Raw genomic sequence first — 25,568 nt, forward strand, 5'->3', positions numbered from 1 at the left:
GAGCGGTCTGTCGAGCCTCAGCGCCGCTCACCGCTGCTGGTGTAGGTGGGCACGTGACCGCGGATCCAGGCGTTCTCGCGAAACCATTTGGTGATGATGTATTTCTGGCCTTCGACCACGCGCATGCCCTCGTGGATGGTGTTGTAATTGGGGCTGCCGTCGGGAAGCATGTTGTTCCAGATCAGCATCATCCGCTTCCTGGGCTTGAAGCGGACGCCTGCGCGCGGGAACCAGGTCGCGCCTCCTTCCTCGACATCGTTCAGATAGATCATCGCGGTCCAGGTGCGCTGGCCGCCGAACTCGAGCATCTTTTCCCAATAGGGCGCGCTCTCGTGGAAATAGTCGCAATGGGCGCGGAACTGCTGGCCGGGAGCATAGCGCTGGCCCTGCATCGTCTCGGCATTGGCCGGCGGGATGCCGAGCAGCATCGCGATGCGGTCGTCGATCGGCCAGACGGCGTCGGACCAGCGATCGAGATCGGTCGAGCTGCTGGTGCGGAACTCGGGATCGTCATGGGTCGCGAGCAGCGTCGAGGGGCGGGCGGCCGCGTCGATCAGGCCGATCAGCTGCGCGCACTCCTGATCGCTGAGGAAGTCGGGATAGGTGTACATCTGCGCGGCATCGGTCTTGGCGCGGGCGACGTGCGGATCCGCTTCCAGCCGGGCGGAGACGTCGCGCCCGATCCGGGCCCGGGCGGGCGAGGGCGATCCCTGGGTCTTTGCAGCGATTTTCACGATGGCCAGATCGCCTTTGGGAGGGGCGGGGTCAAGATGCCAAGAGGCCCGGACGTCTCCATCCGGGCCTCAGGATTTCTGGCGAGATTGCGGGCTCTCTTACCAGAAGATGTCGTAGACCGTGTCCACCACCTCGCCGGTGTAGATATCGACGAGGAGCGCATCGTTGTAATAGCGCACCCAGCGATACGGCCCGTAGACCTCCGGCAGGCGATAGTAGAACGGATCGTTGATCCAGTATTGCGAGCTGAACAGGATCGAGCTCAGCGTGTAGCCGATCGAGAAGCGGCGATAGCCATATCCCCAGCCCGACGGCGCATAATAGCGCGGCAGGCGATAGGCGCTGCGATTAGAGCTGCGATAGCCGCGCCAATCGTAGCGGTTGTTGCTCCGCCAGCCATTGTTCCAGCGGTCACGATTGTCATAGCGGTTGTTGTTCCAGCCGCCATTGTTGCGATCGTTCCAGCCACGGTTGTTGTTGCCGCTCCAGCCGCGGTTATCGCCGCGATTGCCACGCCATTGCGGCTGCGGCTGCGGCTGCGGGCGCTGCTGGGCCTGCTGGCCGTTGTTCCACTGGCCGCCGCGATTGCCGCGGTTCCACTGGCCGCGATCGCCGCGGTTCTGCCACTGTTGCGCCGATTGGCTCGGCTGGGCGGGCTGGGCCGGCTGCTGCGCCTGGGGCTGCTGACGCCAGCTGCCGCGCTGGCCATCGCCGCCACCACGGTTCCAGCTGCGCTGACCGCTATCGCCACCGCGATTGCCGCGGTCGCCACCGCCCCAGCTGCGCTGCTGCTGCGGCTGCTGCGGCTGAGCCTGGGCGGGCTGGGCCTGGGGCTGTGCGCGCCAGCTGCCAGCGCCGCGATCGCCACGGCCTTCGCGGAAAGCGCCGCCACCGGCGTTTTCGTTGTTCTGAACGCGTTCGCGATTGCCGCCCCAGCGTCCACGGTCCTGCGCGAGCGCAGCGGGCGGGACCAGCGCGGTTGCGGCGATGATCGCCGCGAGCAAGGTCTTCTTCATCTCTCATCCTCCGCTCGGCCGGCAAGGGCGCCGTTTCCCCGAGTTGAACCCCATTTACGCGAGCGTCACTGTCGCGATTCTGAATTCGCCCGACAGCCAATTGAAAGGAATCTTAACCGCGTCACGGCTGCGGTCCGGCTGTCGTCTCAGGGAGGGGACGCCCCTTCCAGTGTGTCCAACGCGGCATCGCCCCGTGCGATCCGTCCGGCCTGCTCGATCGCGTCGATCAGGCGGGGATAGATACCGCAGCGGCAGATATTGGGGATCGCTTCCTTGATGTCCGCTTCCGAAGGATTGCGGTTGGCGCGCAGCAGAACCGATGCCGCCATCACCACGCCGGGAATGCAATAGCCGCATTGCGGGACATTGGCGGCGATCAGCGCCTGCTGGACCGGATGGCCGCGATCCTTGGACAATCCCTCGATCGTGGTGACGAAGGTTCCCTCAAGGCCGCCGATGGTCTCCTGGCAGGCGAGGCGGGCAGTGCCATCGACATCGACGGTGCACGCCCCGCAATCGCCGGTGCCGCAGCCATATTTGGTGCCGGTCAGGTTGGAAGCGTCGCGCAGCGCCCATAGCAGGGGCGTGCGCGGGTCCATTTTATATTCGACCGGCTGATTGTTGACGGTGAAGCGAGTCATGCGGGGCAAGGTGTAGCGGGAAACGAGTCGTTTCTGGAAGCGGCATTGTCGAGTCGAACCACAACGCCGATTTCAGGTGCGGCTGCCAACTTCACGCTTTTCACGGTGAATCGGGTTCGAAGTTGCGCGGCCTTGAAATAAAGTTTCAATCGCGGCTTCGGAACAATGCACGGTTCAAAGAGCAATTCAGCAACCCCTAGCATTTCCGGGTCTTTGTAGGACAGCAATCAGTGACGCTTCCCTCACTCTTCATTCCGCACGGCGGCGGGCCCTGCTTCTTCATGGATCCGGCCGGTGGTCCTCCCGATCCGATGTGGCGGCCGATGCAGGCCTATCTGGCCGGGCTGATCGAATCGCTGCCCGAGCGGCCCAAGGCGATCCTGATGGTCTCCGGGCACTGGGAGGAGGATACCGTCACCGTGCATGCAGGCGACGGGCATCCGCTCCTGTACGATTATGGCGGTTTCCCCGAGCATACCTATCGCCTGCGCTGGGATGCGCCGGGTTCGCCTGAAGTGGCGGCACGGGCGAGGGCATTGCTGGAGGGCGCGGGTTTTCCGGTCGGTGAGGAGCGAGCACGCGGCTGGGATCACGGCGTGTTCATTCCGATGATGGTGGCGGTGCCGGGAGCGGATATTCCGCTGGTCCAGCTGTCGCTGCGCAAGGATCTCGATCCCGCCGATCATGTCGCGATGGGCCGGGCGCTTGCACCGCTGCGCGACGAAGGCGTGCTGATTGTCGGCAGCGGCATGAGCTTCCACAATATGCGCGCGTTCGGCGACCACGCGACCGGGCCGGCGGATGTGTGGGACGCAGCGCTGGTCGATGCGGTGACCGATCTCGATCCGGCGCGGCGGGCGGAGCGGGTGGCGGCATGGGAGAGGCTGCCCGAGGCACGGTTCGCGCATCCGCGTGAGGAGCATCTGCTGCCGCTGATGGTCGCTTTGGGCGCGGGCGGCGAGGGGCCGGCGGTGGCGGATTATCGCGACCATGTCATGGGATGGGCGGTCAGCGGGTTCCGGTTTGGCTAGCTGTCCCAGACCCTTGTCACCCCGGCCTTGTGCCGGGGTCCAACGGGCGGCAGACGATGACGCTCGATGTTCGAACGGAATCCCTGCGTCTACATCCTCGCAAATCGCTATCACGGCGCATTGTATGTCGGCGTGACCTCCGATCTGCTGGCACGGATCGTCCAGCATCGTGAAGGCACGTTCGAAGGGCATACCAAGCGCTATGGCATCATTCGACTGGTATATTACGAAGTCGGCGGGACGATGGAGTCGGTTATCGCCCGCGAGAAATCGCTCAAGCGTTGGCGGCGGGACTGGAAGTGCAACCTGATCGAGCGTCAGAATCCATTGTGGAATGATCTGGCGGTTGGGCTTGGGCTGGAGCCTCTACCGGCATGACCTGCGGCGCGTTGGACCCCGGCACAAGGCCGGGGTGACAAGTTAAGGGTAGGGGCAGAGGTCTCTACTCCCGCCAGCTCTGATCCTTGCGATCGACTAGCCGCACCATCGCCGCGAAATCCGCCGCGCCCGGGCCGCCGGGGACCTGCGCCATATGCAGATCGCGCTGGTGCACCGCGACCACTTCGTCCGCCACGCGCAGCGGCTTGCCCGCCGCCATCGTCGCCAGCTGGATCTCGCAGGCGCGCTGGAGCGACCAGTGCTTGATGAAGGCTTCGGGCACGGTCTTGCCCATCACCAATATGCCGTGGTTGCGGAGCAGCATCATCCGCTTGTCGCCGAGGTTGGAGAGCAGGCGCTCGCCTTCCTCGTCGCGGACCGTCACGCCCTCGAAATCGTGATAGGCGATCTGGCCGGGGAAGTTGCAGGCGTAGAAATTGACCGGCTGGAGCCCGCCCTCGAGGCTGGCCACCGCCATGCCCGCGGTGGTGTGCGTGTGGGCGATGCAGTGCGCGTCGGGCAGATGGCGGTGGAACAATGCGTGCTGGACGAAGCCGGCGCGGTTGACCGGATAGGGGCTGTCGTCGAGCTTGTTGCCGTCGATATCGATCTTGACGAGGTTCGAGGCCTTCACCTCGCTGAAATGCAGCCCGAACGGATTGATCAGGAACGCGCCTTCCTCGTCCGGCACCTTCAGGGTGATGTGGTTATAGATCATCTCCGACCAGCCCATGTGATCGAAGACGCGGTAGCAGGCGGCGAGCTGCTGGCGGGCTTCCCACTCGGCTTCGGTCATCTGCGAATTCTTGAGCGCGGTGGCCATGGCGGTCTCTCCTGAATTTCGTGGATTGGGTATGCCACACGCCGTTCTCCTGCGAAAGCGGGAGTCCAGGGTTATTGAGCGTATCGTGTGCGATCCTGGCCTCCTGCTTTCGCAGGAGAACTAGGAGAGTTGATAGGGAACGACCGACCTGCGATCCGGATCGATCACGATTGCCGAGCCCGCAGGCGGAAACGCGCGCTGGTCGCAATCGGTGCGGGGGCAGATGCGGCAGGAGGCGCCGATGGGGGTGGCTATGCCGCCCAGGCGCAGATCGTCGGCATAGACGAAGTCCGCCGCATGTGCCTCTTCGCAGCCCAGCGCGACCGCGTAACGGCGCGGGGGGCGGGCGTAGCTGCCCGAGGGTTTCACCAGCCCCTTGGCCATCGAGACGTAGCGGGTGCCGTCAGGCATTTCCGCGAGCTGGACGAGGATGCGGTCGGGGATCGCGACGGCTTCGTGGACAATCCATAGCGGGCAGGCGCCACCGAGAGCGGCGAACTGCAGGCGGGTCGCCGAATGCCGCTTGGTGATGTTGCCGGCCATGTCGACGCGGCAGAAGAAGAAGGGGAGGCCGGCCTCGCCGGGACGCTGGAGAGTGGAGAGGCGGTGGCACGCCTGTTCGAAACTGACCGCGAAGCGCTGGCGCAGGCGATCGATATCGTGGCGGAAATCGCGGGCGGCGGCGCGGAAGGCCCCATAGGGCATCAGCAGCGCCCCGGCGGCATAATTGGCGAGGCCGACGCTGAGCAATTCACGCGCGGCGGGGGAGGCCATGCCGGCCCGCTCGACGACCACCCGCATCTCGTTGGCGAATTCGTAGCGGACCAGCCGGTGGGCGAGGAGGAAGGCGCGGCTTTCGGGCGGCAGGCCGGTGTTCAGCGACAGCGTCCGGCTGCTCTCGTCAAAGCGGCTGAGCTCGCTGCCGTCACCGTCTTCACTGACGACGCGGACCTGATGCCAGCCGCGCAGGCGATCCTCCAGCCCGCGCGCGCCGGGATCGATCGCATCGGCCAGCACCTCCGCCGAGCGGTCGATCGCGTCGATATAATTGCCCTCGGCCTGAAACCAGTCGCGGACCTCCTCCCAGGGCAGCGGCGCGGCATCGCCCGAGCCACTGTCGAAGCGGTCGTCGAGGACGCGGAGCTGCTCCTGGCTGCGGCGCCAGGCGTCGTGGAGCGCGACCATGCGGCGGGCGAGAAGCGGCTGTTGCTCGATGCCGCGGCGGACATCGGCTTCGGGCATGCGATCGGCGGGAACGCCGGTGTCGGTGGCGGCGTCGATGGTGCGAAGCAGCGCGCCGGTCTCGCCGGTTTCGCCGAACGCTTCGAGCGGGAATTCGCGGGCAAGGGCGAGGAGGACGATATCGGTGATCGGGCGGTCGTTATTCTCGATCTGCGAGAGGTAGCTGACCGAGATGCCGAGGCGCTGCGCCATCGCCGCCTGCGGTATCGCGGCGCGGCGGCGGAGGTCGCGGAGGCGGAATCCTTCGAACAGGCGACGGCGGGGTTGGGCCATGCGCGCAGTATATATGCAAAGTGTTACCACGCAACTTCGCAACATTGCATTTGCATGGCGATGCGCGCCCTGTGCAGAAGGCGCCACTTCAGGAGACCTGCATGTCGTCAACGATTGCCGAACTCGAACGCCGCCGCGCCGGCGCCCGCCTCGGCGGTGGCCAGAAGCGCATCGATGCGCAGCACGCCAAGGGCAAGCTGACCGCGCGCGAGCGGATCGAAGTGCTGCTCGATCCCGGATCGTTCGAAGAGCTCGATATGTATGTCGAGCATAATTGCGTCGATTTCGGCATGCCTGATCAGGTGGTGCCCGGGGACGGCGTCGTCACCGGTAGCGGCACGATCAACGGGCGGCTGGTCTATGTGTTCAGCCAGGACTTCACCGTGTTCGGCGGATCGCTTTCGGAGCGGCATGCCGAGAAGATCTGCAAGGTCATGGACAATGCCATGAAGGTCGGCGCGCCGGTGATCGGGATGAACGATTCCGGCGGCGCGCGGATTCAGGAGGGCGTGGCGTCGCTCGCCGGTTACGCCGAAGTGTTCCAGCGCAACGTGCTGGCGAGTGGCGTGGTGCCGCAGATCTCCTTGATCATGGGGCCGTGCGCGGGCGGCGCGGTCTATTCGCCGGCGATGACCGACTTTATCTTCATGGTGAAGGATTCGTCCTACATGTTCGTCACCGGCCCGGATGTGGTGAAGACCGTGACCAACGAGATCGTCACGCAGGAGGAACTGGGTGGAGCGGTGACGCACACCACCAGGTCCGGCGTGGCCGATGTGGCGTTCGACAATGATATCGGGGCGCTGCTCGCGGCGCGCGACTTCGTCGACTTCCTGCCGGCGTCGAACCGCGAGGAGGTGCCGGAGCGGCCGTGCGGCGATCCGTGGGACCGCATCGAGGACAGCCTCGACACGCTGATCCCGCCCAATGCCAACCAGCCTTATGACATGCACGAGCTGATCCGGAAGACGCTCGACGAGGGCGAGTTCTTCGAGCTGCAGCCGAGCCATGCCGGCAACATCCTGATCGGTTTCGGGCGGATCGAGGGGCGGACGGTGGGCGTGGTGGCGAACCAGCCGATGGTGCTGGCCGGGTGCCTCGACATCAATTCATCGAAGAAGGCGGCGCGGTTCGTGCGCTTCTGCGACGCGTTCGAGATTCCGATCGTGACATTCGTCGATGTGCCGGGCTTCCTGCCCGGCGTCGGGCAGGAGCATTCGGGGATCATCAAGCACGGCGCCAAGCTGCTGTTCGCCTATGCCGAGGCGACCGTGCCCAAGATCACCGTGATCACCCGCAAGGCCTATGGCGGGGCGTATGACGTGATGGCCTCCAAGCATCTGCGAGGCGATCTGAACTATGCCTGGCCGACCGCCGAGATCGCGGTGATGGGCGCGAAGGGCGCGGTCGAGATCATCTTCCGTGGCAAGACGCCGGAGGAGATCGCCGAGCGCACCGCCGAATATGAGGCACGCTTCGCCAACCCGTTCGTGGCGGCGAGCAAGGGGTTCATCGACGAAGTGATCATGCCGCATTCGACGCGGCGGCGGATCGCGCTCGGGCTGCGGAAACTGCGCAACAAGCAGTTGGAGAACCCGTGGAAGAAGCATGATAATATTCCGCTATGACCTACGTATTCCCCGCCGTGATGTTGGGATTTGTCACTCTAATCCTGTACGAAATTGTCCGGGCGCGTCGCACAGGCGTTATTGATCTCCGTTATTTCGGGGATGTTCGCAGGTCCGAGAAGCCAGAGCTTTTCTGGTTCACTTTCGCTGTCAACGTGGGAATGCTGGTTGTCGGTGTCACCGGCCTGATCATGTGGTGTGTTCAGGCTATAACAGGAGTTCCGGTAGCGGTGTTGATAGGATGAAACTCGGCCGTCTCAATCATGTCGGTGTGGCGACGCCTTCGATCGAAGCGTCGATCGCGCTGTATCGCGATACTATGGGCGCGGAAGTGATCCGCGAGCCTTTCGATCTGCCCGCGCAAGGCGTGAAGGTGTGCTTCGTCGATACGCCGAACAGCCAGATCGAGTTGATCGAGCCGCTGGGCGAGGCTTCGCCGATCCATGGCTTTCTCGCCAAGAACCCCGCCGGGGGACAGCACCACCTTTGCTACGAAGTGCCCGATATCCATGCGGCCAAGGTGTGGTTCGAGGGCAAGGGCGCCAAGGTGCTGGGCGAACCGCGTATCGGTGCGCATGGCACGCCGATTTTTTTTGTGCATCCCAAGGACATGGGTGGGGTGCTGACCGAGATCATGGAGACGCCGCGTGAGGGACATTAAGTTCGTGCTCCTGCGCAAGCAGGAGCCTAGAGCCACCGGCGACACCGCGCGTTATCCTGTGCTCCTGCGTGCGCAGGAGCACACGAGATGAGTTACGAAGCTATCCTCTATTCACTCGATGGCGATGTCGCGGTGCTCCGGCTCAACCGGCCGGACGAGCTCAACGCGCTGACGCTCGGCATGCTCGACGAACTGCGCGCGGCGCTGCTGCGCGCGGTGGACGAGGGTGCGCGGGCGGTGCTGCTGACCGGTGAGGGCCGGGCGTTCTGCTCGGGCGCGTCGTTGCGCGCGATGGAGCCGGGCGGCGGCGATCCCGGCGATCGGTTGCGCAACCATTACAACCCCGTGCAGCAGGCGATGGCCGATCTGCCGATCCCGATCGTCAGCGCGGTCAACGGCCCGGCGGCGGGTGCGGGCGCGGCGCTGGCGCTGGGCGCGGATATCGTCATCGCGGGGAGCCATTCGTATCTGCTGCTCGCCTTCGCCAATATCGGGCTGGTCCCCGATGCCGGCGCGACCTGGCTGATCGCCAAGGCGGCGGGGCGTGCCAAGGTGCTGGAGATGGCACTGCTCGGCGAGCGCCTTTCGGCGCATGACGCCATGGCGGCGGGGCTGGTGACGCATGTCGCCGATGAGAGCGCGGTGTTCGAGGTGGCGATGGACTATGCGCGACGGCTGGCGGCGATGCCGACCGTGGCGCTGGGCCTGATCCGCAAGCAGGTGAAGGCCGCGCTGGCGGGGACACTGGAGGAGACGCTGGCGTTGGAGGCGGAGCATCAGAGCCTCGCCGCACGTTCCCAGGACTTTCAGGAGGGCGTTGCCGCGTTCCTCCAGAAGCGCAAGCCGGAGTTTCGAGGGAAGTGATCGCTGTCGTGTATCGCGCTCCTGCGAAAGCAGGAGGTCGGGGTAACGGGGGGCAGTGCGTGCGGTCCTGGGCTCCTGCCTTCGCAGGAGCACTGGTTGCATGACCGAAAAGCCGACGCTCGACCAATGGTCCGCCGCCGCCGCGAAAGAGGTGAAGGGCAAGGACCTGACTTGGCACACGCCCGAAGGTATCGAGGTCAAGCCGCTCTATACCAAGGAAGATGTCACGGGCATCGATCCCGGCCTGCCGGGCTTCGCGCCGTTCACGCGCGGCGTTCGCGCATCGATGTACGCCGGACGGCCGTGGACGATCCGCCAATATGCCGGCTTCTCGACTGCCGAGGAGTCCAATGCCTTTTACCGCCGCAATCTCGCCGCGGGTCAGAAGGGGTTGAGCGTCGCGTTCGATCTCGCCACCCACCGTGGCTATGACAGCGACCATCCGCGCGTGACCGGCGATGTCGGCAAGGCGGGCGTGGCGATCGACAGCGTCGAGGACATGAAGATCCTGTTCGACGGGATTCCGCTCGATCAGATGAGCGTCAGCATGACGATGAACGGCGCGGTGATCCCGATCCTGGCCTTCTTCATCGTCGCCGGCGAGGAGCAGGGGGTCGATCGCAGCCTGCTCGACGGGACCATCCAGAACGATATCCTCAAGGAGTTCATGGTCCGCAACACCTATATCTACCCGCCCGAGCCGAGCATGCGGATCATCTCGGATATCTTCGGCTATACGAGCCGCGAGATGCCGAAGTTCAACAGCATCTCGATCAGCGGCTATCACATGCAGGAAGCCGGGGCGACGCAGGTCCAGGAACTGGCCTTCACCATCGCTGACGGCATGGAATATGTGAAATATGGCGTTAACTCAGGGCTGGACATCGACAAGTTCGCAGGCCGTCTGAGCTTCTTCTTCGCGATCGGCATGAACTTCTTCATGGAGATCGCCAAGCTGCGCGCGGCGCGGGTGCTGTGGCACCGGGTGATGACGCAACTCGGCGCCAAGGACGAGCGCTCCAAGATGCTGCGGACGCATTGCCAGACCAGCGGCGTCTCGCTGACCGAGCAGGATCCTTACAATAACGTCATGCGCACCACGATCGAGGCGATGGCGGCGATGCTGGGGGGCACCCAGTCGCTGCACACCAACGCGCTCGACGAAGCGATCGCGCTCCCCACCGACTTCTCGGCGCGGATCGCCCGCAACACCCAGATCGTCATCCAGGAAGAGACCGGGATGACCAAGGTCGTCGATCCGCTGGGCGGCAGCTATTATGTCGAGGCGCTGACGCAGGAACTGGTCGACAAGGCCTGGGAGATCATCGCGCGGGTCGAGGCCGAGGGCGGCATGGCCAAGGCGGTCGCGGCCGGCTGGCCCAAGCAGATGATCGAGGAGGCGGCTGCTGCCAGTGCCGCGCGGATCGACCGCGGCGAGCAGGTGATCGTCGGGGTCAACAAATACCGCAAGGCCGATGAGGACCCGATCGAGACGCTCGACATCGATAACCACGCGGTGCGCGACGCGCAGATCGCGCGGATCAAGCGGGTGAAGGCCGCACGCGACGAGGCGGCGTGCCAGGCGGCGCTGGAGGCGCTGCGGACTGGTGCGGAGGGCGATGCCAACCTGCTCGAACTGGCGGTGGAGGCGGCGCGGGCGCGGGCCACGCTGGGCGAGATCAGCAGCGCGATGGAGGCGGGTTTCGGCCGCTATGCGACGCAGCCCGAGCCGGTGAAGGGCATCTACGGCGGAGCGTATGAATTCGACCAGCGCTGGGAACGGCTCAAGGAGGGCGTCGCCGCTACCGAGCGGCGTCTGGGCCGCAAGCCGCGGATGCTCGTCGCCAAGATGGGGCAGGACGGGCATGACAGAGGGGCGAACCTCGTTTCCTCGGCGTTCGGTGATCTCGGTTTCGAAGTGGTGCCAGGGCCGCTGTTTCAGACGCCTTCCGAAAGCGCCAGGCTGGCGATCGACGAGAATGTCGATGTGGTCGGCGCCTCCAGCCTCGCGGCGGGTCACAAGACGCTGATCCCCGAACTGATCAGGGAGCTCCAGGCCGCGGGCCGCGCCGATATCAAGGTGATCGCCGGCGGCGTGATCCCTGCGCGCGACTATGATTTCCTGCGCGAAGCCGGGGTGCAGGCGATCTTCGGCCCGGGCACCAACCTGGTGAAGGCGGCCGAGGAAGTGCTGCGGCTGCTGGGGCATAATATGCCGCCGGTCGAGGAGGCTGCGGAGTGAGTCTGCTGACGCGTTCTTCTGCGAAAGCAGGAGCCCAGAGCCCAGAGCTCGGCGCCCGTGACTCTGGACCCCTGCTTTCGCAGGGGAACGGTGTTCGGAATGATTGGACCCGCGAGGAAATCGCCGCGCTGTTCGACCTGCCGTTCACCGAGCTGGTGTTCCGCGCGGCGGAGGTGCACCGCGCCAACCATGCGCCGAATGAAGTCCAGCTCTCTACGCTGTTGAGCATCAAGACCGGCGGCTGCCCCGAGGATTGCGGCTATTGCAACCAGTCGGTGCATGCCGAGACCGGGCTGAAGGCGACCAGGCTGATGGACGTGCGCGCGGTGCTCCAGGCGGCGGCGCAGGCCAAGGACAATGGCTCGTCGCGCTTCTGCATGGGTGCGGCGTGGCGCAATCCCAAGGACCGAGACATTCCGGCGCTGGCCGAGATGATCAAGGGCGTGCGCCAGATGGGCATGGAAACCTGCATGACGCTGGGCATGCTGACGCCCGATCAGGCGCGGAAGCTGGGTGAGGCGGGGCTCGATTACTATAACCACAATATCGATACCTCGCCGGAGAATTACGCGAACGTCATCTCGACGCGCAGCTTCGAGGAGCGGCTCGATACGCTGGAGAATGTCCGCGGGGCGGGGATCAACGTCTGCTGCGGCGGGATCGTCGGAATGGGCGAGACGCGTGCCGACCGGGTCGGCTTCATCCATGCGCTGGCGACCCTGCCGGTGCATCCCGAGAGTGTGCCGGTCAACGCGCTGGTGCCGGTGAAAGGCACGGTGTTGGGCGACATGCTCGCCGATACCCCGCTGGCGAAGATCGACGATGTGGAGTTCGTCCGCACGATCGCGGTGGCGCGGATCACGATGCCGGCGAGCATGGTGCGCCTCAGCGCCGGGCGCGAGAGCATGAGCGATGCGACGCAGGCCTTGTGTTTCCTTGCGGGAGCGAATTCGATCTTCACGGGGGACAAGCTGCTGACGACGGGGAATGCCGGCGACGACAAGGATGCTGCGCTGTTTGCGCGGCTGGGCGTGGTGCCGATGCGGGCGGAGCAGCGCGTGGTGGAGGCGGCGGAGTGATGCTGCTGGCGGTCTTAGCCGCATTGCCTCCAGATTGCCGTGCTCCAACAAGCGAAGCCGTACGTATCGAATGCGCTCAGATGGAACTGACTGCGGCCGAACAGGCAATGAGTTACGCCTTGGCGCGGGTTCTAGATAACGCTCGCCTTGGTGATGGTGGGCCTCGCGCAGTAAAATTGTCTCCTTCTCGTGAAGCGCGGGTTAAGACCGCTCAGGAGGCATGGTTGCACTATCGTGACACCCAGTGCGCAGCCGCGTGGGCTCCTGCGGGTTTGGAAGTGGTCAATCGAATCTGGTGCCATACGCGCCTGACGAAAGAACGCACCGCTGAGCTCAACATCAACTTCATTGTGGATTAGAGATGTTCAAGAAAATCCTGGTCGCCAATCGCGGCGAGATCGCCTGCCGCGTGATGCGCACCGCCAAGAAGATGGGGATCGCCACCGTCGCGGTCTATTCGGACGCCGATGCGCGGGCGCCGCATGTGCTGATGGCGGACGAAGCCGTGCGGCTGGGGCCGGCACCGGCGGCGGAGAGCTATCTCAAGGCCGATCTGATCCTGCTCGCCGCCAAGGAGACCGGGGCCGACTGCATCCATCCCGGCTATGGCTTCCTCTCCGAACGCGAGAGCTTCGCCAGCGCCTGCGCCGAGGCGGGGATCGCCTTTGTCGGGCCGCCGCCGGGTGCCATCGCGGCGATGGGCGACAAGATCGAGTCCAAGAAGCTGGCCAAGGCGGCGGGCGTCAACGTCGTTCCCGGCTTCCTCGGCGAGATCGCCGATACCGAAGCGGCGGTGAAGATCGCGTCCGACATCGGCTATCCGGTGATGATGAAGGCCTCGGCCGGCGGCGGCGGCAAGGGGATGCGGCTGGCCTATAGCGAGCAGGACGTTCGCGAAGGCTTCGAGGCGACCAAGCGCGAGGGGCTGGCCTCGTTCGGCGACGACCGCGTCTTCATCGAGAAGTTCATCGAGAGCCCGCGCCATATCGAGATCCAGGTGATCGGCGACCAGCACGGTAATGTGCTGTACCTCAACGAGCGCGAATGCTCGATCCAGCGCCGCCACCAGAAGGTGGTCGAGGAAGCGCCGTCGCCGTTCGTGACGCCCAAGATGCGCAAGGCAATGGGCGAGCAGGCCGTCGCGCTGGCGCAGGCGGTTGGCTATTACAGCGCGGGCACGGTCGAGCTGATCGTGTCGGGCGCCGACAAGACTGGCGAGAGCTTCTACTTCCTCGAGATGAACACCCGGCTTCAGGTCGAGCATCCGGTGACCGAGGAGATCACCGGACTCGATCTGGTCGAGCTGATGATCCGCGTCGCGGCGGGCGAGAAATTGCCGCTGACGCAGGACGAGGTGAAGATCGACGGCTGGTCGGTCGAGAACCGCGTCTATGCCGAGGACCCCTATCGTGGCTTCCTGCCCTCCACCGGGCGGCTGGTGCGCTACGCGCCGCCATATGAGGAGGAAGGCGTCCGGGTCGATGACGGCGTGGTCGAGGGCAGCGAGATCTCGATGTTCTACGATCCGATGATCGCCAAGCTGATCACCCATGGCGCGACGCGCGAAGAGGCGATCGACAAGCAGATCGAGGCGCTCGACGCGTTCCGGATCGAGGGGATCGGCCACAATGTGGATTTCCTGTCGGCGCTGATGCAGCATCCGCGCTTCCGCTCGGGCGCGATCACCACCGGGTTCATCGCCGAGGAATATCCCGAGGGCTTCCACGGCGCGCCGGCATCGGACGCGCTCAAGCGCAAGCTGGCGGCGGTGGCTGCACTGGTCGATCTGGAGCGTTCGGAGCGCGCCGCCTGCATTTCCGGGCAATTGGCGGACAATATCGAAGTGACGGGCGAGCGCGTCGTGCTGATCGATGGCGAGCAGATCCATGTCACCGACGAGGCCGGCGAACTGATCGTCGATGGCGAGACGATGGATCTCGACAGCGACTGGCAGCTTGGCGATCCGCTGTTCGTGGCGGAGATCGATGACGAACCGCTCAGCGTCGCGATCGAGCGCAAGGGCGCGAAATGGAAGCTCACCGCGCACGGTGCCTCGCACCTGGTCGAAGTGCTGCCGCCGCACGTCGCGCAATATCGCCATCACATGATCGAGAAAATCCCGCCCGACATGAGCCGCTTCCTGCTCGCGCCGATGCCTGGGCTGCTGACGCGGCTGCACGTCGCGCCGGGCGACAAGGTCGAGGCCGGTCAGCCGCTCGCGGTGGTCGAGGCGATGAAGATGGAGAACATCCTCCGAGCCGAAAAGGCGGGCGTGGTGAAGGCGGCGAATTTCGTGGCGGGCGACAGCCTGGCGGTGGACGCGGCGATCCTCGAGTTCGAATAGGTTTCAGCTCACTGCGCGTTGAGCAGTCCGGCCTTCGCTTCGATCCGGTCGGCAGCGGCGGCGCCTTCGGCGTCTCCCTCCGTGCGCGCCTCCGCGGCTTCGTCGAGCGCGGCGGTGCTACGATTGCGCAGCGCATCGCGCTCGGCGCCCCGTGCGCCGTTGGCGTCCGCTGCGAGTTCGGCGCTCAACTGGTCGAGATGCTCGGCGCGGTCCACCGCGTCGCCGTCGATCTGCTCTTCGGTAGCGATGGCATTGCCGATCACCTGCTGATCTCCAGACTGGGGCGAGCATGCCGCGATGACGAGGATCGGCGCGAGAGCGAACGGGAGCGCGGAGCGGCTGGGCATGCAGAAGCTTGTGAACGTGCAAGCTTATCAATGCGTTACCGGCAGGCTAGGGACAAAACCCCAAGCGGCTGGCGCGCCTTGTCAGCTTGGTGACCCCTACGAGAATCGAACTCGTGTTTTCGCCGTGAGAGGGCGACGTCCTGACCGCTAGACGAAGGGGCCGTCAGCTGCGGAAGGCGGGCATCTAGGGGTGCCCGCCCGGCGCGTCAAGCGGGTTACAGCCTGAGCGTCACCTCCGCCGTTACCGATCGCTGCGGAAAGGGGTGGAACAGGAAGTATTTGTCGTTGGTCAGGTTATCGACGCCGATCGCGAGATCGAACCTCGGGCTGACATGGAACACCGCCCGGGCATCGACGACGAAATATTTGTAGAAGCCCTGCCAGGTGTTTCCGATCACGTCCGAGTTATCGAGACTGCCGTAGTTGCGGCTGGCATAGCGCGCGGCGGCCGTAAGCGAGACGGCGTCGTCGGGGCGCCACGTGATCGCGGCGCTCGCCTTCCAGCGCGGGACGCTCGGCAGCATCCTGCCGACGGCGGCTGGGAAGGCGGTATCCTTGCGCGTTTGAGCATCGGCCCAGGTCGCGCTGGCGAGCAGATCGACGCGGGGAAGCAGATCGCGCCGGTCGAATGCGACCTCGACGCCGCGTGCGCGGGTACGATCGACATTCTGGACATAGTTGTAGAGCGTCGTCGAACCCGCCACCAGCGGCGCCGATTGCGAGATCAGCGCATCCTCGATGCTTTCGTTGAACAGCGAGACGCGCATCCCGCGATGCTCGATCGCCAGCTCCTGCGAGAAGGCACGTTCCGGGCGAAGGCTCGGATCGGGGACGGTGAGCACCGTTCCGGTAGTCACCGCCTGATAGAGCTCGCCGACGGTGGGGAAGCGATACGCCTTGCTCGCCGATAGCCGCACCGACCAATCGGCGGATGGCGTCCATTCGATCGAAGCCTTGGGCGAGAAGCCCTCGGCATGGCGTTCGGGCTGGGTGACCGCCAGCGCGGGTGCGGCGGAGAAGTTGTGGCCGTCGAACGCGCGCCACCATTCGTAACGCCCGCCAGCGGTGATGCCGAGGGTTGGGGCGAGGGGCAGGGTAGCTTCGGCCCAGACGGCGAAGGTTTCGGTCTTGCCGCGCGAGGTGAGGTTGAGCGCGCCTTGCGGTCCGCCGCGCCATTCGCTGGTGGCGTAGCGGTTCGAATTGACCGCGAACCGGTCCCAATGCACGCCGGCGCTCAGGCCGTTCCAGTTCGCCCTGGCATCGAGCATCTTCCAGCCTGTGCCCTCCAGCCGGACGATCTGGCCGGCGCCGCTGGTGCCCGAGGCGGGCGTGCGCTGCACATCGCGGGCGAAGTCGTAGAGCGTGCCGGTGACCTGCCAATCGACAGCACCCGAACCTCTGGCTGAAAGCGCATGCGACCAGTGCCGCGCCCGCTTGGTGTAGATGCCGCTCGAAAAGGCGTTGGCGGGTACGGCATAGACCGCGCCGCCGATATTCAGCGTGCCCGAGTAGAGCGGCGTGCCGGCGGCGGCGCGCAGATAGGTCTCGGCGCCGGCCTCGGTATCGTCGAGGAACAGGCCGGCGGTATAGCTCAGCCGCGTGCCGCCGAGATCGAGCGCGGTCTTGAGCTTGAGCATGTCCTGCTTCTGCGCCTCGAACCCACCCGCGCCGAGCACGCGGACGGCGCCGCCGGTGCGGTTGCGCGTGTCGTAGCCGCCGGTTGCGGGCGTGCCGCCGATTGTCGCCGCCGATCGCGTGGCGGTGATGTAGCTGAGCGGCTGGCTCTTGCTGGCGGTGTGGACCGCGCTGGCGAATACGGAGAGCGGTCCAAAGCGGTCGCCGATGGTCGCGCCGAACTGCCAGGTCGGGAGCAGCCGGTCGGTGCCGTATTGCTGGAAATCCTGGAGGTGGACGAGCGCCGAGGCGGTGCCTTCCAACTTCTCGGGCATCCGCGTCGTGATGTTGACCACCGCGCCGATCGAATTGCCCGGATAGGCGGCGGAGAAGGGGCCGTAGAGGATGTCGATCCGCGCGATTTCCTGCGGGCTCACCAGCCCCCAGCGCGGGCTCGCCAGCGTATTGTTGTTGCCGATCAGCGCCGAGAGCAGCGCGCCATCGGCATAGATCAGGCTGCGCGCGCTGGAGCCGAGGCCCGAGGTGCGCGTTGCGAGCGGGCTCTGGGTGTCGCCGATATGGCGCTTCCGCACCACCAGGCTTGGCAGGTATTTGAGCGCATCCTCGACATTGGCGGCGTTGACCATGGTGTCGATCCGGGCGGCGTCGATACTGGCGCGGCTTTGCGGGTTTTTTTCGACCTTCTGGCCGGTTACGACGATCGGGCGGCGGTCCTGTTCGTCCGCATCCTCGGCATGTGCGGGAAGGGAAGCCACGGCCAATGCGACAAACGAAACGCGGGCGAGGCCGCGTGCAGAGAAAATAGACATGATAGCTCCAGCTGAAACGAAGGGTTCGGTTCAGGCGTGGAGCGGCGGTCCGGTGGCGAAGGGGGGCGGGGCGACGAGCCCGCGACCGGGGAAGGCGATCAGGGCCGGGCGGAATACGATTGGCGCTTCGACCGGCGCGACGATCTCGGGAAGCGGATCGCCGGCGGTCATCGGCTGCGCGGCGGCGGCGAAGGAACAGGGCTGGTCCGGCGCGGACTTATGCTTGGCTGGGCGATCCTTCAGCGCGGCATCGAGCAGCGCCTGCCCCTCGGCCTGCGCGCCCGGGCTGACGGCATTGCACCAGCCGATCGAGATACCGCCCGCATGCGCTTCGGGCATCCAGCCGGCGGGAAGCTTTAGCAGCAGCGCGCAAGCGAGCAGCAGCAGCGCCACGCGCCGCCATCCTGCTCGCCGGGTTGCCGCTCCGATCATCGCGCCGCCCTTCGCGCAAATGGCGGTGGCGAACAAGCGGACAATTTGTCCCAGGCAAATCGACGCCTGATTAATGGCCGCGGCGCGGGGAGGAGCCCTCTAGCCCGTAACGGGCAGGCGCAAACTGCCGTCGGGCTCGTAATGGACCTCGCTATAAGCGGTGACCTCGTCGAGCGTGAGGTCGCCATAGAGATGCGGGAATAACGCGCCACCGCGCGATTCCTCCCACTTCACCGTATCGCCGAGCGCTTCGAGGTCGACCGCAGCGAGCCATAGGCCGTCCTGTCCGGAGAAATGCCTGTCGAGCGTTTCCTGGAGCTGGGACGCGGTGGAGAGATGAATAAAACCATCCTTCCGATCGACCGGCGCGCCCTTGAAGCTGCCTTGCTCGAGCGCGGTCATCTGATCGGCGGTGAGAACCTTATAGGCGGTGGTTTCACGCATCTTGTCTCTCCATCTGCCACCAAATCCCGTCACGCCGGACTTGTTCCGGGTCTGGCCGCGCGTCAACTGCGTGCAGCCGGACAATATCGCCGATGGCAGATCGGCGTTAGCCTGCCGATCGGCAATTCGGTATGCCGAAGGAAAAGGGGGGAATGCATATGCGAGATCTTTCGATCGATGACCCGCTGGAGGATTTCACGCCGCGTGACTTTCACCTGCTCGGGAAATCGCGGCGAACCTATGTTTCGGGTAGCGGCCCGGCGGTGATCGTGATGGCCGAAATCCCCTGCATAAGCCCGCATGTCGCCCGCTTCGCGCGGTGGGTCCGGGATGCGGGATTCACGGTCTACCTGCCGCACCTGTTCGGCAGGGACGGCGCGGCGCCTACCAAGGCGGGTGCGCTGTGGACGCTGGGGGGCGCCTGTATCAGTGCGGAATTCAGGGCATTCGCCGCCAACGCCTCAAGCCCGGCGACCCAATGGCTTCGCGCGCTGGCCGCCGAAGCCCATTCCGAATGCGGCGGGCCGGGCGTGGGCGCGATCGGCATGTGCTTCACCGGCAATTTCGCCTTGTCGATGATGCTGGAGAAATCGGTGATCGCTCCGGTCATGGCGCAACCCTCGCTGCCGCTCAATAACGCCGCCGGAATGGCAATCGCGGAGGACGAGATCGCCGCGATCCGGACACGGATGGAAGCGGAGGATCTGACCGTGCTGGCGTACCGGTTCGAGGGCGACAGGCTGTGCCGGGCCGCGCGCTTTGCCGCCTTTCAGGATGCCCTGGGCGATCGCTTTCAACCACGCGTCCTTCCCGACACCGCCGCCAACCCCGACGCGCCGCTCAAGAATCCGCACAGCGTGCTGACGATTCATTTGATCGATGAGGCGGGGCAGCCGACCCTCGATGCGCGCGACGAGATATTGCGTTTCCTGGAGATGCGCTTGCACGCCGCCGGGTGATCAGACGCTGCGGGTCAGCAGATGTGCAAGTTCGGCTTTGCTGCGGCATCCCGTTTTGGCGAGAATCTGGCGGAGATGGCTCCGCACCGTCCCGACGCCCAGACAAAGCCGGGTAGCCATGTCCCCATCCTGAAGCCCCTCCATCGAAAGCGCCGCCACGCGGGATTCGGAAAGGGTCAATCCGAACAGGTCTCGCCACAGCACGGGGCGCGGATCGATTTTGGCGCAGGGGTCATGAATCGTGACCAGCACGCATGCGCCCGATCGAAACACCTGCCGGAACGAATTGGGCGCGGGGACGAGATCGAGAACGAATGCCGCTCGCCCTGAAATGCGCGAAACCTTGAGCAGCGCCGGAGCGTCTTCCGCAATGGCCGGCCGAACGAGACGCCGGAGCATCGCGTCGAATTGCTGGCGTTCGGTCAATCTGGCGGGTCCGAACAATCCGCTACGGATAGTCAGGCCATCTTCAGACGCGACGATGGCCAGCGCGGCGGCGCTGGCCCAAACCACTCTGCCTTGCCGATCGAGCAACAGCGTGGCCCTGCCCGATGCGTCGATGCTCGCTTCCAGCGCCGAGATGCGGGCATCCGTCTCCCCAAACAGCGCAGTGACGCGAAACGCCCGCGCGATGTGGGGGGCGATCCTGTCAAAGCTGGTGCGTTCGCGCGGATCGCGAACCCTGTCCGATGGCATGTGGAAGGACCAGCCGCCAATCAGGCCGTCCCCGACCTCCGTGGTTCGCGATATGCGGCGATTGACGCCGGCGACGTCTTCCATCCAGCGCAGGAAACCGCTTCGATCTATTTCCTGCGGCGAAAGGATTTCATGGGTCTCGGTCGTCCAGTCGGTTTTGCCGGTCAGGTGAAGCGTGGGATCGTACCGCCACATCTCATTGTGATAGCGCTGGATATCCGCGTCGCTGAAATTCCAGTGACCGTCGAAAAGATAGGGATTGTCTGCGAAGGGCCGGGCCCCCGCGCGCGGCAACACGTACCAGAAGGAGCCCGCCGATCCGAGATGTTCGGCAATGCGCGGCATCAGATAGCCGATCGCGCCCGCATCCCCGACATGATCATATATCTCCGCGATCAAGGCGAGATCGCGGGTGTGATCCAGATGGCGCATTTCAGGTCGCCTCGAGGCGATTCATCGCGATCGAACGATCGGATGCGGTGCGGATATCTGCCAGTACGATCACATCCCCCCTCCTTGCATCATCATGCAGATAATCCCGCGCCCGGCAATATCGCAGCCAGCGCGTCGCTACGCTTATGCAATATTGGAGAGGTTCGCGCGAAAATGTCCCGGTAAATCCCGTCCGACACGGGAGGATCGCATGGGTATCGGGAGAAACGGCAAGGCGCGCGGCCTCATCATCGGCGCGTTTGGACTGCTCACCACCGCGTGCAGCGGAGGCGGGAGCGCGAGCGGCGGCACGACCGTCACGCCAACGCCGACCCCCGTCGCGACCGCGACGCTTACAGCCGGCGCGACTCGAGCGGTGATCGGGGAAGCGGTATCGCTGACCTGGAGCTCCGCCAACGCCGCCAGTTGCGCCGCGTCCGGCGACTGGAGCGCGACCATCGGCACAAGCGGCTCGTCGAATGTCAGCTTCGCGACCGCCGGGACCAAGACGCTGACGCTCACCTGCGGCGGCGCCACCGCATCCGCCACCGTCACGGTGGTCGCCGTGACGAGCTACACGGTCCCGACCAATGTCGCCTCGATCACCTATCCGGCCAGCTATACCACGCCGACCGCGCGCGCCGCCGACCTCGACAACCCGCTTTGCGGCACGGGGCTGAGCGCGGTCACCTATCCGCAAAGCTGGATCGGCCGATATCCGCTTCCGGCGGTTTCGGGCGCGCCGATGGCATCGGCGATCCAGCGCGGCATCGGAATGAAGGATGTATGGCAGGCGAACAACGCGTCCTATGTCACCGGCTGTACCGCCACGGCCCGCAGCGAGCTCACCAACACCTTTCAGCGTATCAAGGCGCTGGGCGGCGATTATGTCACGCTCGACCCCTGGACCTTCATCGGCGTGAATTCCGGCGGTGACTGGTACATCCGCAATCCGGGCGAACTGTCGACGACTTCGTCGACAATGAACGACACCAACCTGACCTGGGCCGTCGCAGAGGCGCATCGGCTCGGCCTGAAGGTCCACTGGATCAGCCAGGTCCAGGGCATGTACACGGGCGGGGTGACCTCGGTTCCCGACGCCACGCGGGCGAACGTGACGAAATTCTTCGACGCCTATGTCCCCTATATGGTCGAACGCGCCCAGTTCCTCCAGGGCATCGGCGTCGATGTGATCGCGGTCAGTTGCCAGTGCTTCACCGTTCTGGAGGACAATGCGTTCGCCGATATCTACGAAGCGAAAATGGCGGCGCTGCTGCCGCAGGTTCGGGCCAGATTCTCAGGCGTCATCCGCCTGTTCAACCACCCGTCGATCATGACCAACGCCACGATCCGCAACAATATCGATACGGTATCGATGAGCCTGTTCCTGAACGTGACGGCGGCGGAAGTCGCCGGGCTGACCACGGCGCAGCTCCGTGGGAAGTTCCAGAACACCCTGTCCGGCATCGATACGATCTATCACGGCCTGTCCAAGCCGGTCACGTTCGAGATCGGTGCGCCCTCGCGAACCGACTATTACACGACCGGCTATCTGGAGGAGACCTTCTGCACCTCGGGCTTCAACACGATCACCGGATCGGGCGACAGCTGCATCCAGAGATCGCTGACGACCGATCTGTCGCTTCAGGCGATGTATTATGAAGCCTATCTGGAGGCGGTGAAGGCGCAGACCCTGTTCAACACCTATGCGGTGGAAAGCGAAGCATATTGGCTGGTGGACGGCATCCAGCCTTCGAATACCTTCGCCAATCTCGCATTCTCCGTCCGCAGCAAGCCGGCGGAAGGCATCCTCAAGACATGGTTCGCGAGATAGGGGTCGTCCGGAGTATTCGGCAGCGCCAGCAAATCATGCCGACGCACCGGCAACGCTGGTTCGAGAGCTGGAAAGTGATCTCCACCTTCCTGCCTTGAACCAAGAATACCCCCGGCGCCAAGGCCGGGGGATAATTTGAACAGGATGGATTACTCCGGCGTGCCCTCGGCCAGATCCTCGCCGGTGTCGCCATCGGGGGTCGGCTCGCCGCCAATAGCGCCGTCGCCCAGTTCGGCTTCCGCCTCGTCCTCGCTCTCCTCGATCCGCGCGGCGGAGACGACATGCTCGTCCTGTGCGACGTCGAACAGCTTCACGCCCGCCGAGCCGCGGCCGATCACGCGGGTATCGCCGACCGACATGCGGATCAGCTTGGCCTGATCGGTGACCAGCATCAGCTGCTCGCCATTATGCGCCGGGAAGCTGGCGACCACTGGGCCGTTGCGCTTGAGGTTGTCGATATTGGTGATGCCCTGACCGCCGCGGTTGGTCTTGCGATACTCATAGGCGGACGAGCGCTTGCCATAGCCATTGGCGCAGACGGTGAGGATGAACTCCTCGGCCGCGACGAATTCGGCCATGCGCTCGGGGCTGAGCGTGATCTCGCGGTCGCCATCCTTCCAGGGCGCGGCCTTGAGATACGCGTCGCGCTCTTCGGTGCTGGCGTCGAACGCGCGCAGCACCGAGAGCGAGATGACCTCGTCATCCTCGCCGAGCCGGGCGCCGCGCACGCCGGTCGAATCGCGGCTCTGGAACTCGCGGACATCGGTCGCGGCGAAGCGGATCGCCTTGCCCTGGCGGGTGGCGAGCAGCACATCGTCATCCTCGGTAAGCAGCGACACGCCGATCAGGCGATCGTCCGATCCCTCTTCGAACTTCATCGCGATCTTGCCGTTGGTGCGGATGTTGGCGAACGCGTCCATCGAATTGCGGCGCACCGAACCCTTGGCGGTGGCGAACATGACGTGGAGCGCGCCCCATTCATTCTCGTCCTCGGGCAGCGGCAGCACGGTCGAGATCGTCTCGCCGCTGGCCAGCGGCAGCAGGTTGATCATCGGCCGGCCCTTGGTGGCGGGGCCACCCTCGGGCAGGCGCCAGACCTTCATCCGGTAGACCTTGCCATGGTTCGAGAAGAACAGCACCGGCGTGTGCGTCGAGGTGACGAACAAATTGGTGATGATGTCCTCGTCCTTGGTCGCCATGCCGGCGCGGCCCTTGCCGCCGCGGCGCTGGGCCCGGAACGTGTCGAGCGGGGTGCGCTTGATATAGCCTTCGAGGGTCACGGTGACGACCATGTCCTCGCGCTCGATCAGGTCTTCGTCCTCGATCCCGTCGGCGGCGGCGGCGATCTCGGTGCGGCGCGGCGTCGCATACTGGTCGCGGACCGCAGTCAGTTCCTCGACGATGACTTCGTAGAGGCGGGCGCGGTTGCCGAGGATTTCGAGCAGTTCGGCGATGGTTTCGGCGAGCCTGGCGAGCTCGTCGCCGATCTCGTCGCGGCCGAGGCCGGTGAGGCGGTGCAGGCGCAGGTCGAGGATCGCGCGGACCTGGATATCGGTCAGGCGATAGGTGTCGCCGGTAACCTCGACTTCGACGGCCTCGACCAGCTTGATATACTGGGCGATCTCGGCGATCGGCCATTCGCGCACCAGCAGGCGCTCGCGGGCGATCACCGGGCTCGGCGAGCCGCGGATGATCTTGACCACCTCGTCGAGATTGGTGACCGCGATCACCAGGCCGAGCAAGATGTGGGCGCGGTCACGCGCCTTGGCGAGCTCGAACTTCGAGCGGCGGGTGATGACCTCTTCGCGGAACCTGACGAACGCTTCGATGATGTCGCGCAGGTTCAGCGTTTCGGGGCGGCCGCCGCGGATGGCGAGGATATTGGCCGGGAAGGAGGACTGCGCCGGCGTGTTGCGCCACAGCTGGTTGAGCACGACTTCGGGAGTCGCGTCGCGCTTGAGATCGATGACGATGCGGACGCCTTCGCGCGACGATTCGTCGCGAATGTCGCTGATGCCCTCGACGCGCTTCTCCTTGGCGGCCTCGGCGATCTTCTCGACCAGCGCGTTCTTGCCCTGCTGATAGGGGATTTCGGTGAGGACGATCGAGCGGCGCTCGCCGCGCTGCTCGACGGTGTGCCGCGAGCGCACGAGGATCGAACCGCGGCCGGTCTGGTACGCCGAGCGGCAGCCGGAGCGGCCGAGGATGATCCCTCCGGTCGGGAAATCCGGACCCGGCACGATCTCCATCAGTTCCTCGACCGAGATCGCGCCATTCTCGATATAGGCGAGGCAGGCGTTGATCACTTCGCCGAGATTGTGCGGCGGGATGTTGGTCGCCATGCCGACCGCGATGCCGCCGGCGCCGTTGACCAGCAGGTTCGGATAGCGCGCGGGCAGCACCGAAGGCTCACTCTCCGAGCCGTCATAATTGTCGACGAAATCGACGGTGTCCTTGTCGATATCGTCGAGCAGCGACATCGCCACCTTGGCGAGGCGCGCTTCGGTGTAGCGCATCGCCGCGGGCGGATCGGGATCCATCGAGCCGAAATTGCCCTGGCCGTCGATCAGCGGCACCCGCATCGCCCAATCCTGGGCCATGCGCGCCATCGCGTCGTAGATCGAGCTGTCGCCGTGCGGATGGTATTTACCCATCACGTCACCGACCAGGCGGGCGGACTTGCGATAGGCCTTGCCCGGCAGATAGCCGCCTTCCTGCGCGGCATAGAGGATGCGGCGGTGGACAGGCTTCAGGCCATCGCGAACGTCGGGCAGGGCGCGCGAGACGATCACGCTCATCGCGTAATCGAGATAGGAGGTCTTCATCTCCTCGACGAGCGAGATGGGGGTAATGTCCGAAGGGTCGGCGAGGATGGTCTCGTCGGTCAAATCTCAGGTTTCCGATTGGCAAGGGTAAGTGTCGCGACTGCCCTAGCCGCCCAGTGCCGCGCTGCCAAGCCTCGCGTACGCACATGTACGCGCGCGCGTACGCGAGGGAATTGAACCGCATCATTCAAACCGCGT

At 65.1% G+C, this 25,568-nt stretch carries 23 protein-coding genes and 1 tRNA gene; 12 read left to right on the plus strand and 12 right to left on the minus strand.

What is annotated here, in order from left to right; genetic code table 11:
* Positions 1-17: 17 nt before the first annotated feature.
* The 3 genes from KF730_RS07520 to KF730_RS07530 all read right to left on the minus strand — a co-directional run bounded on the left by KF730_RS07520 (position 18) and on the right by KF730_RS07530 (position 2,392).
* A complete protein-coding gene (locus KF730_RS07520) occupies positions 18-734 on the minus strand; it encodes a 2OG-Fe(II) oxygenase (RefSeq protein WP_294093496.1) in 717 nt (238 codons plus the stop codon).
* Positions 735-833: 99 nt separating this feature from the next.
* Positions 834-1,751 (minus strand): RcnB family protein, encoded by a 918-nt coding sequence (locus KF730_RS07525; RefSeq protein WP_294093498.1) that lies wholly within the window; start codon positions 1,749-1,751, stop codon positions 834-836.
* Between the two features lie 146 nt (positions 1,752-1,897).
* Positions 1,898-2,392: a (2Fe-2S)-binding protein gene (locus KF730_RS07530; protein ID WP_294095801.1), complete on the minus strand. Its 495-nt coding sequence runs from the start codon at positions 2,390-2,392 to the stop codon at positions 1,898-1,900.
* Between the two features lie 230 nt (positions 2,393-2,622).
* On the opposite strand from KF730_RS07530, the gene KF730_RS07535 reads away from it, so the two are divergent.
* Positions 2,623-3,423, plus strand: a complete 801-nt coding sequence (locus tag KF730_RS07535) for a class III extradiol ring-cleavage dioxygenase (protein WP_294093500.1) — start codon at positions 2,623-2,625, stop codon at positions 3,421-3,423.
* A 66-nt stretch (positions 3,424-3,489) separates the two neighbouring features.
* A complete protein-coding gene (locus tag KF730_RS07540) occupies positions 3,490-3,801 on the plus strand; it encodes a GIY-YIG nuclease family protein (RefSeq protein ID WP_294093502.1) in 312 nt (103 codons plus the stop codon).
* Between the two features lie 64 nt (positions 3,802-3,865).
* Here the strand turns inward: KF730_RS07540 and KF730_RS07545 are convergent, their stop codons facing one another.
* Both KF730_RS07545 and KF730_RS07550 read right to left on the minus strand, forming a co-directional pair.
* Positions 3,866-4,624, minus strand: coding sequence for a class II aldolase/adducin family protein (locus KF730_RS07545; protein WP_294093504.1), 759 nt, complete (start codon positions 4,622-4,624; stop codon positions 3,866-3,868).
* Positions 4,625-4,744: 120 nt separating this feature from the next.
* Complete coding sequence (locus KF730_RS07550; protein WP_294093505.1) at positions 4,745-6,139, minus strand: short-chain fatty acyl-CoA regulator family protein; 1,395 nt, start codon at positions 6,137-6,139, stop codon at positions 4,745-4,747.
* Positions 6,140-6,240: 101 nt separating this feature from the next.
* On the opposite strand from KF730_RS07550, the gene KF730_RS07555 reads away from it, so the two are divergent.
* The 8 genes from KF730_RS07555 to KF730_RS07590 all read left to right on the plus strand — a co-directional run bounded on the left by KF730_RS07555 (position 6,241) and on the right by KF730_RS07590 (position 14,957).
* The gene (locus KF730_RS07555) at positions 6,241-7,767 is read left to right on the plus strand and encodes an acyl-CoA carboxylase subunit beta (RefSeq protein WP_294093507.1); all 1,527 of its coding nucleotides are present in this window, start codon (positions 6,241-6,243) and stop codon (positions 7,765-7,767) included.
* Positions 7,764-8,012 (plus strand): hypothetical protein, encoded by a 249-nt coding sequence (locus KF730_RS07560; protein ID WP_294093509.1) that lies wholly within the window; start codon positions 7,764-7,766, stop codon positions 8,010-8,012. The genes KF730_RS07555 and KF730_RS07560 overlap by 4 nt, the downstream gene beginning before the upstream one ends.
* Positions 8,009-8,428: a methylmalonyl-CoA epimerase gene (gene mce, locus KF730_RS07565; protein ID WP_294093511.1), complete on the plus strand. Its 420-nt coding sequence runs from the start codon at positions 8,009-8,011 to the stop codon at positions 8,426-8,428. The genes KF730_RS07560 and mce overlap by 4 nt, the downstream gene beginning before the upstream one ends.
* Positions 8,429-8,515: 87 nt before the next feature.
* On the plus strand, positions 8,516-9,292 hold the full coding sequence (locus tag KF730_RS07570; RefSeq protein ID WP_294093514.1) for an enoyl-CoA hydratase-related protein: 777 nt from the start codon (positions 8,516-8,518) through the stop codon (positions 9,290-9,292).
* 100 nt (positions 9,293-9,392) lie between these two features.
* On the plus strand, positions 9,393-11,534 hold the full coding sequence (gene scpA, locus KF730_RS07575) for a methylmalonyl-CoA mutase (protein ID WP_294093516.1): 2,142 nt from the start codon (positions 9,393-9,395) through the stop codon (positions 11,532-11,534).
* 71 nt (positions 11,535-11,605) lie between these two features.
* On the plus strand, positions 11,606-12,613 hold the full coding sequence (bioB, locus tag KF730_RS07580; RefSeq protein WP_294095805.1) for a biotin synthase BioB: 1,008 nt from the start codon (positions 11,606-11,608) through the stop codon (positions 12,611-12,613).
* Positions 12,613-12,972: a lysozyme inhibitor LprI family protein gene (locus tag KF730_RS07585; RefSeq protein WP_294093517.1), complete on the plus strand. Its 360-nt coding sequence runs from the start codon at positions 12,613-12,615 to the stop codon at positions 12,970-12,972. The genes bioB and KF730_RS07585 overlap by 1 nt, the downstream gene beginning before the upstream one ends.
* A 2-nt stretch (positions 12,973-12,974) precedes the next feature.
* Complete coding sequence (locus tag KF730_RS07590) at positions 12,975-14,957, plus strand: acetyl/propionyl/methylcrotonyl-CoA carboxylase subunit alpha (RefSeq protein WP_294093519.1); 1,983 nt, start codon at positions 12,975-12,977, stop codon at positions 14,955-14,957.
* Between the two features lie 8 nt (positions 14,958-14,965).
* Here KF730_RS07590 and KF730_RS07595 read toward each other — a convergent pair whose 3' ends face one another.
* From KF730_RS07595 to KF730_RS07615, 5 genes are all read right to left on the minus strand, one after another.
* Complete coding sequence (locus KF730_RS07595) at positions 14,966-15,304, minus strand: hypothetical protein (RefSeq protein WP_294093521.1); 339 nt, start codon at positions 15,302-15,304, stop codon at positions 14,966-14,968.
* A gap of 87 nt (positions 15,305-15,391) precedes the next feature.
* Positions 15,392-15,466: transfer RNA gene (locus KF730_RS07600), tRNA-Glu, on the minus strand.
* 53 nt (positions 15,467-15,519) lie between these two features.
* A complete protein-coding gene (locus KF730_RS07605; RefSeq protein ID WP_294093523.1) occupies positions 15,520-17,694 on the minus strand; it encodes a TonB-dependent receptor in 2,175 nt (724 codons plus the stop codon).
* A gap of 84 nt (positions 17,695-17,778) precedes the next feature.
* Positions 17,779-18,141: a hypothetical protein gene (locus KF730_RS07610; protein ID WP_294093524.1), complete on the minus strand. Its 363-nt coding sequence runs from the start codon at positions 18,139-18,141 to the stop codon at positions 17,779-17,781.
* Between the two features lie 138 nt (positions 18,142-18,279).
* Positions 18,280-18,624: a DUF952 domain-containing protein gene (locus KF730_RS07615; protein ID WP_294093525.1), complete on the minus strand. Its 345-nt coding sequence runs from the start codon at positions 18,622-18,624 to the stop codon at positions 18,280-18,282.
* 158 nt (positions 18,625-18,782) lie between these two features.
* Here KF730_RS07615 and KF730_RS07620 point away from each other — a divergent pair, with 158 nt between their 5' ends.
* Positions 18,783-19,583, plus strand: coding sequence for a dienelactone hydrolase family protein (locus tag KF730_RS07620; protein WP_294093527.1), 801 nt, complete (start codon positions 18,783-18,785; stop codon positions 19,581-19,583).
* Here KF730_RS07620 and KF730_RS07625 read toward each other — a convergent pair whose 3' ends face one another.
* Positions 19,584-20,711, minus strand: coding sequence for a helix-turn-helix transcriptional regulator (locus tag KF730_RS07625; RefSeq protein ID WP_294093529.1), 1,128 nt, complete (start codon positions 20,709-20,711; stop codon positions 19,584-19,586).
* 211 nt (positions 20,712-20,922) lie between these two features.
* Between KF730_RS07625 and KF730_RS07630 the strand changes: the two genes are divergently transcribed.
* Positions 20,923-22,545, plus strand: coding sequence for a hypothetical protein (locus KF730_RS07630; protein ID WP_294093531.1), 1,623 nt, complete (start codon positions 20,923-20,925; stop codon positions 22,543-22,545).
* 149 nt (positions 22,546-22,694) lie between these two features.
* Here the strand turns inward: KF730_RS07630 and gyrA are convergent, their stop codons facing one another.
* Positions 22,695-25,433, minus strand: a complete 2,739-nt coding sequence (gene gyrA, locus KF730_RS07635; protein WP_294093533.1) for a DNA gyrase subunit A — start codon at positions 25,431-25,433, stop codon at positions 22,695-22,697.
* Positions 25,434-25,568: the final 135 nt, after the last annotated feature.

This window comes from Sphingomonas sp. (assembly GCF_019635515.1).
Taxonomy (GTDB): Bacteria; Pseudomonadota; Alphaproteobacteria; order Sphingomonadales; family Sphingomonadaceae; genus Sphingomonas.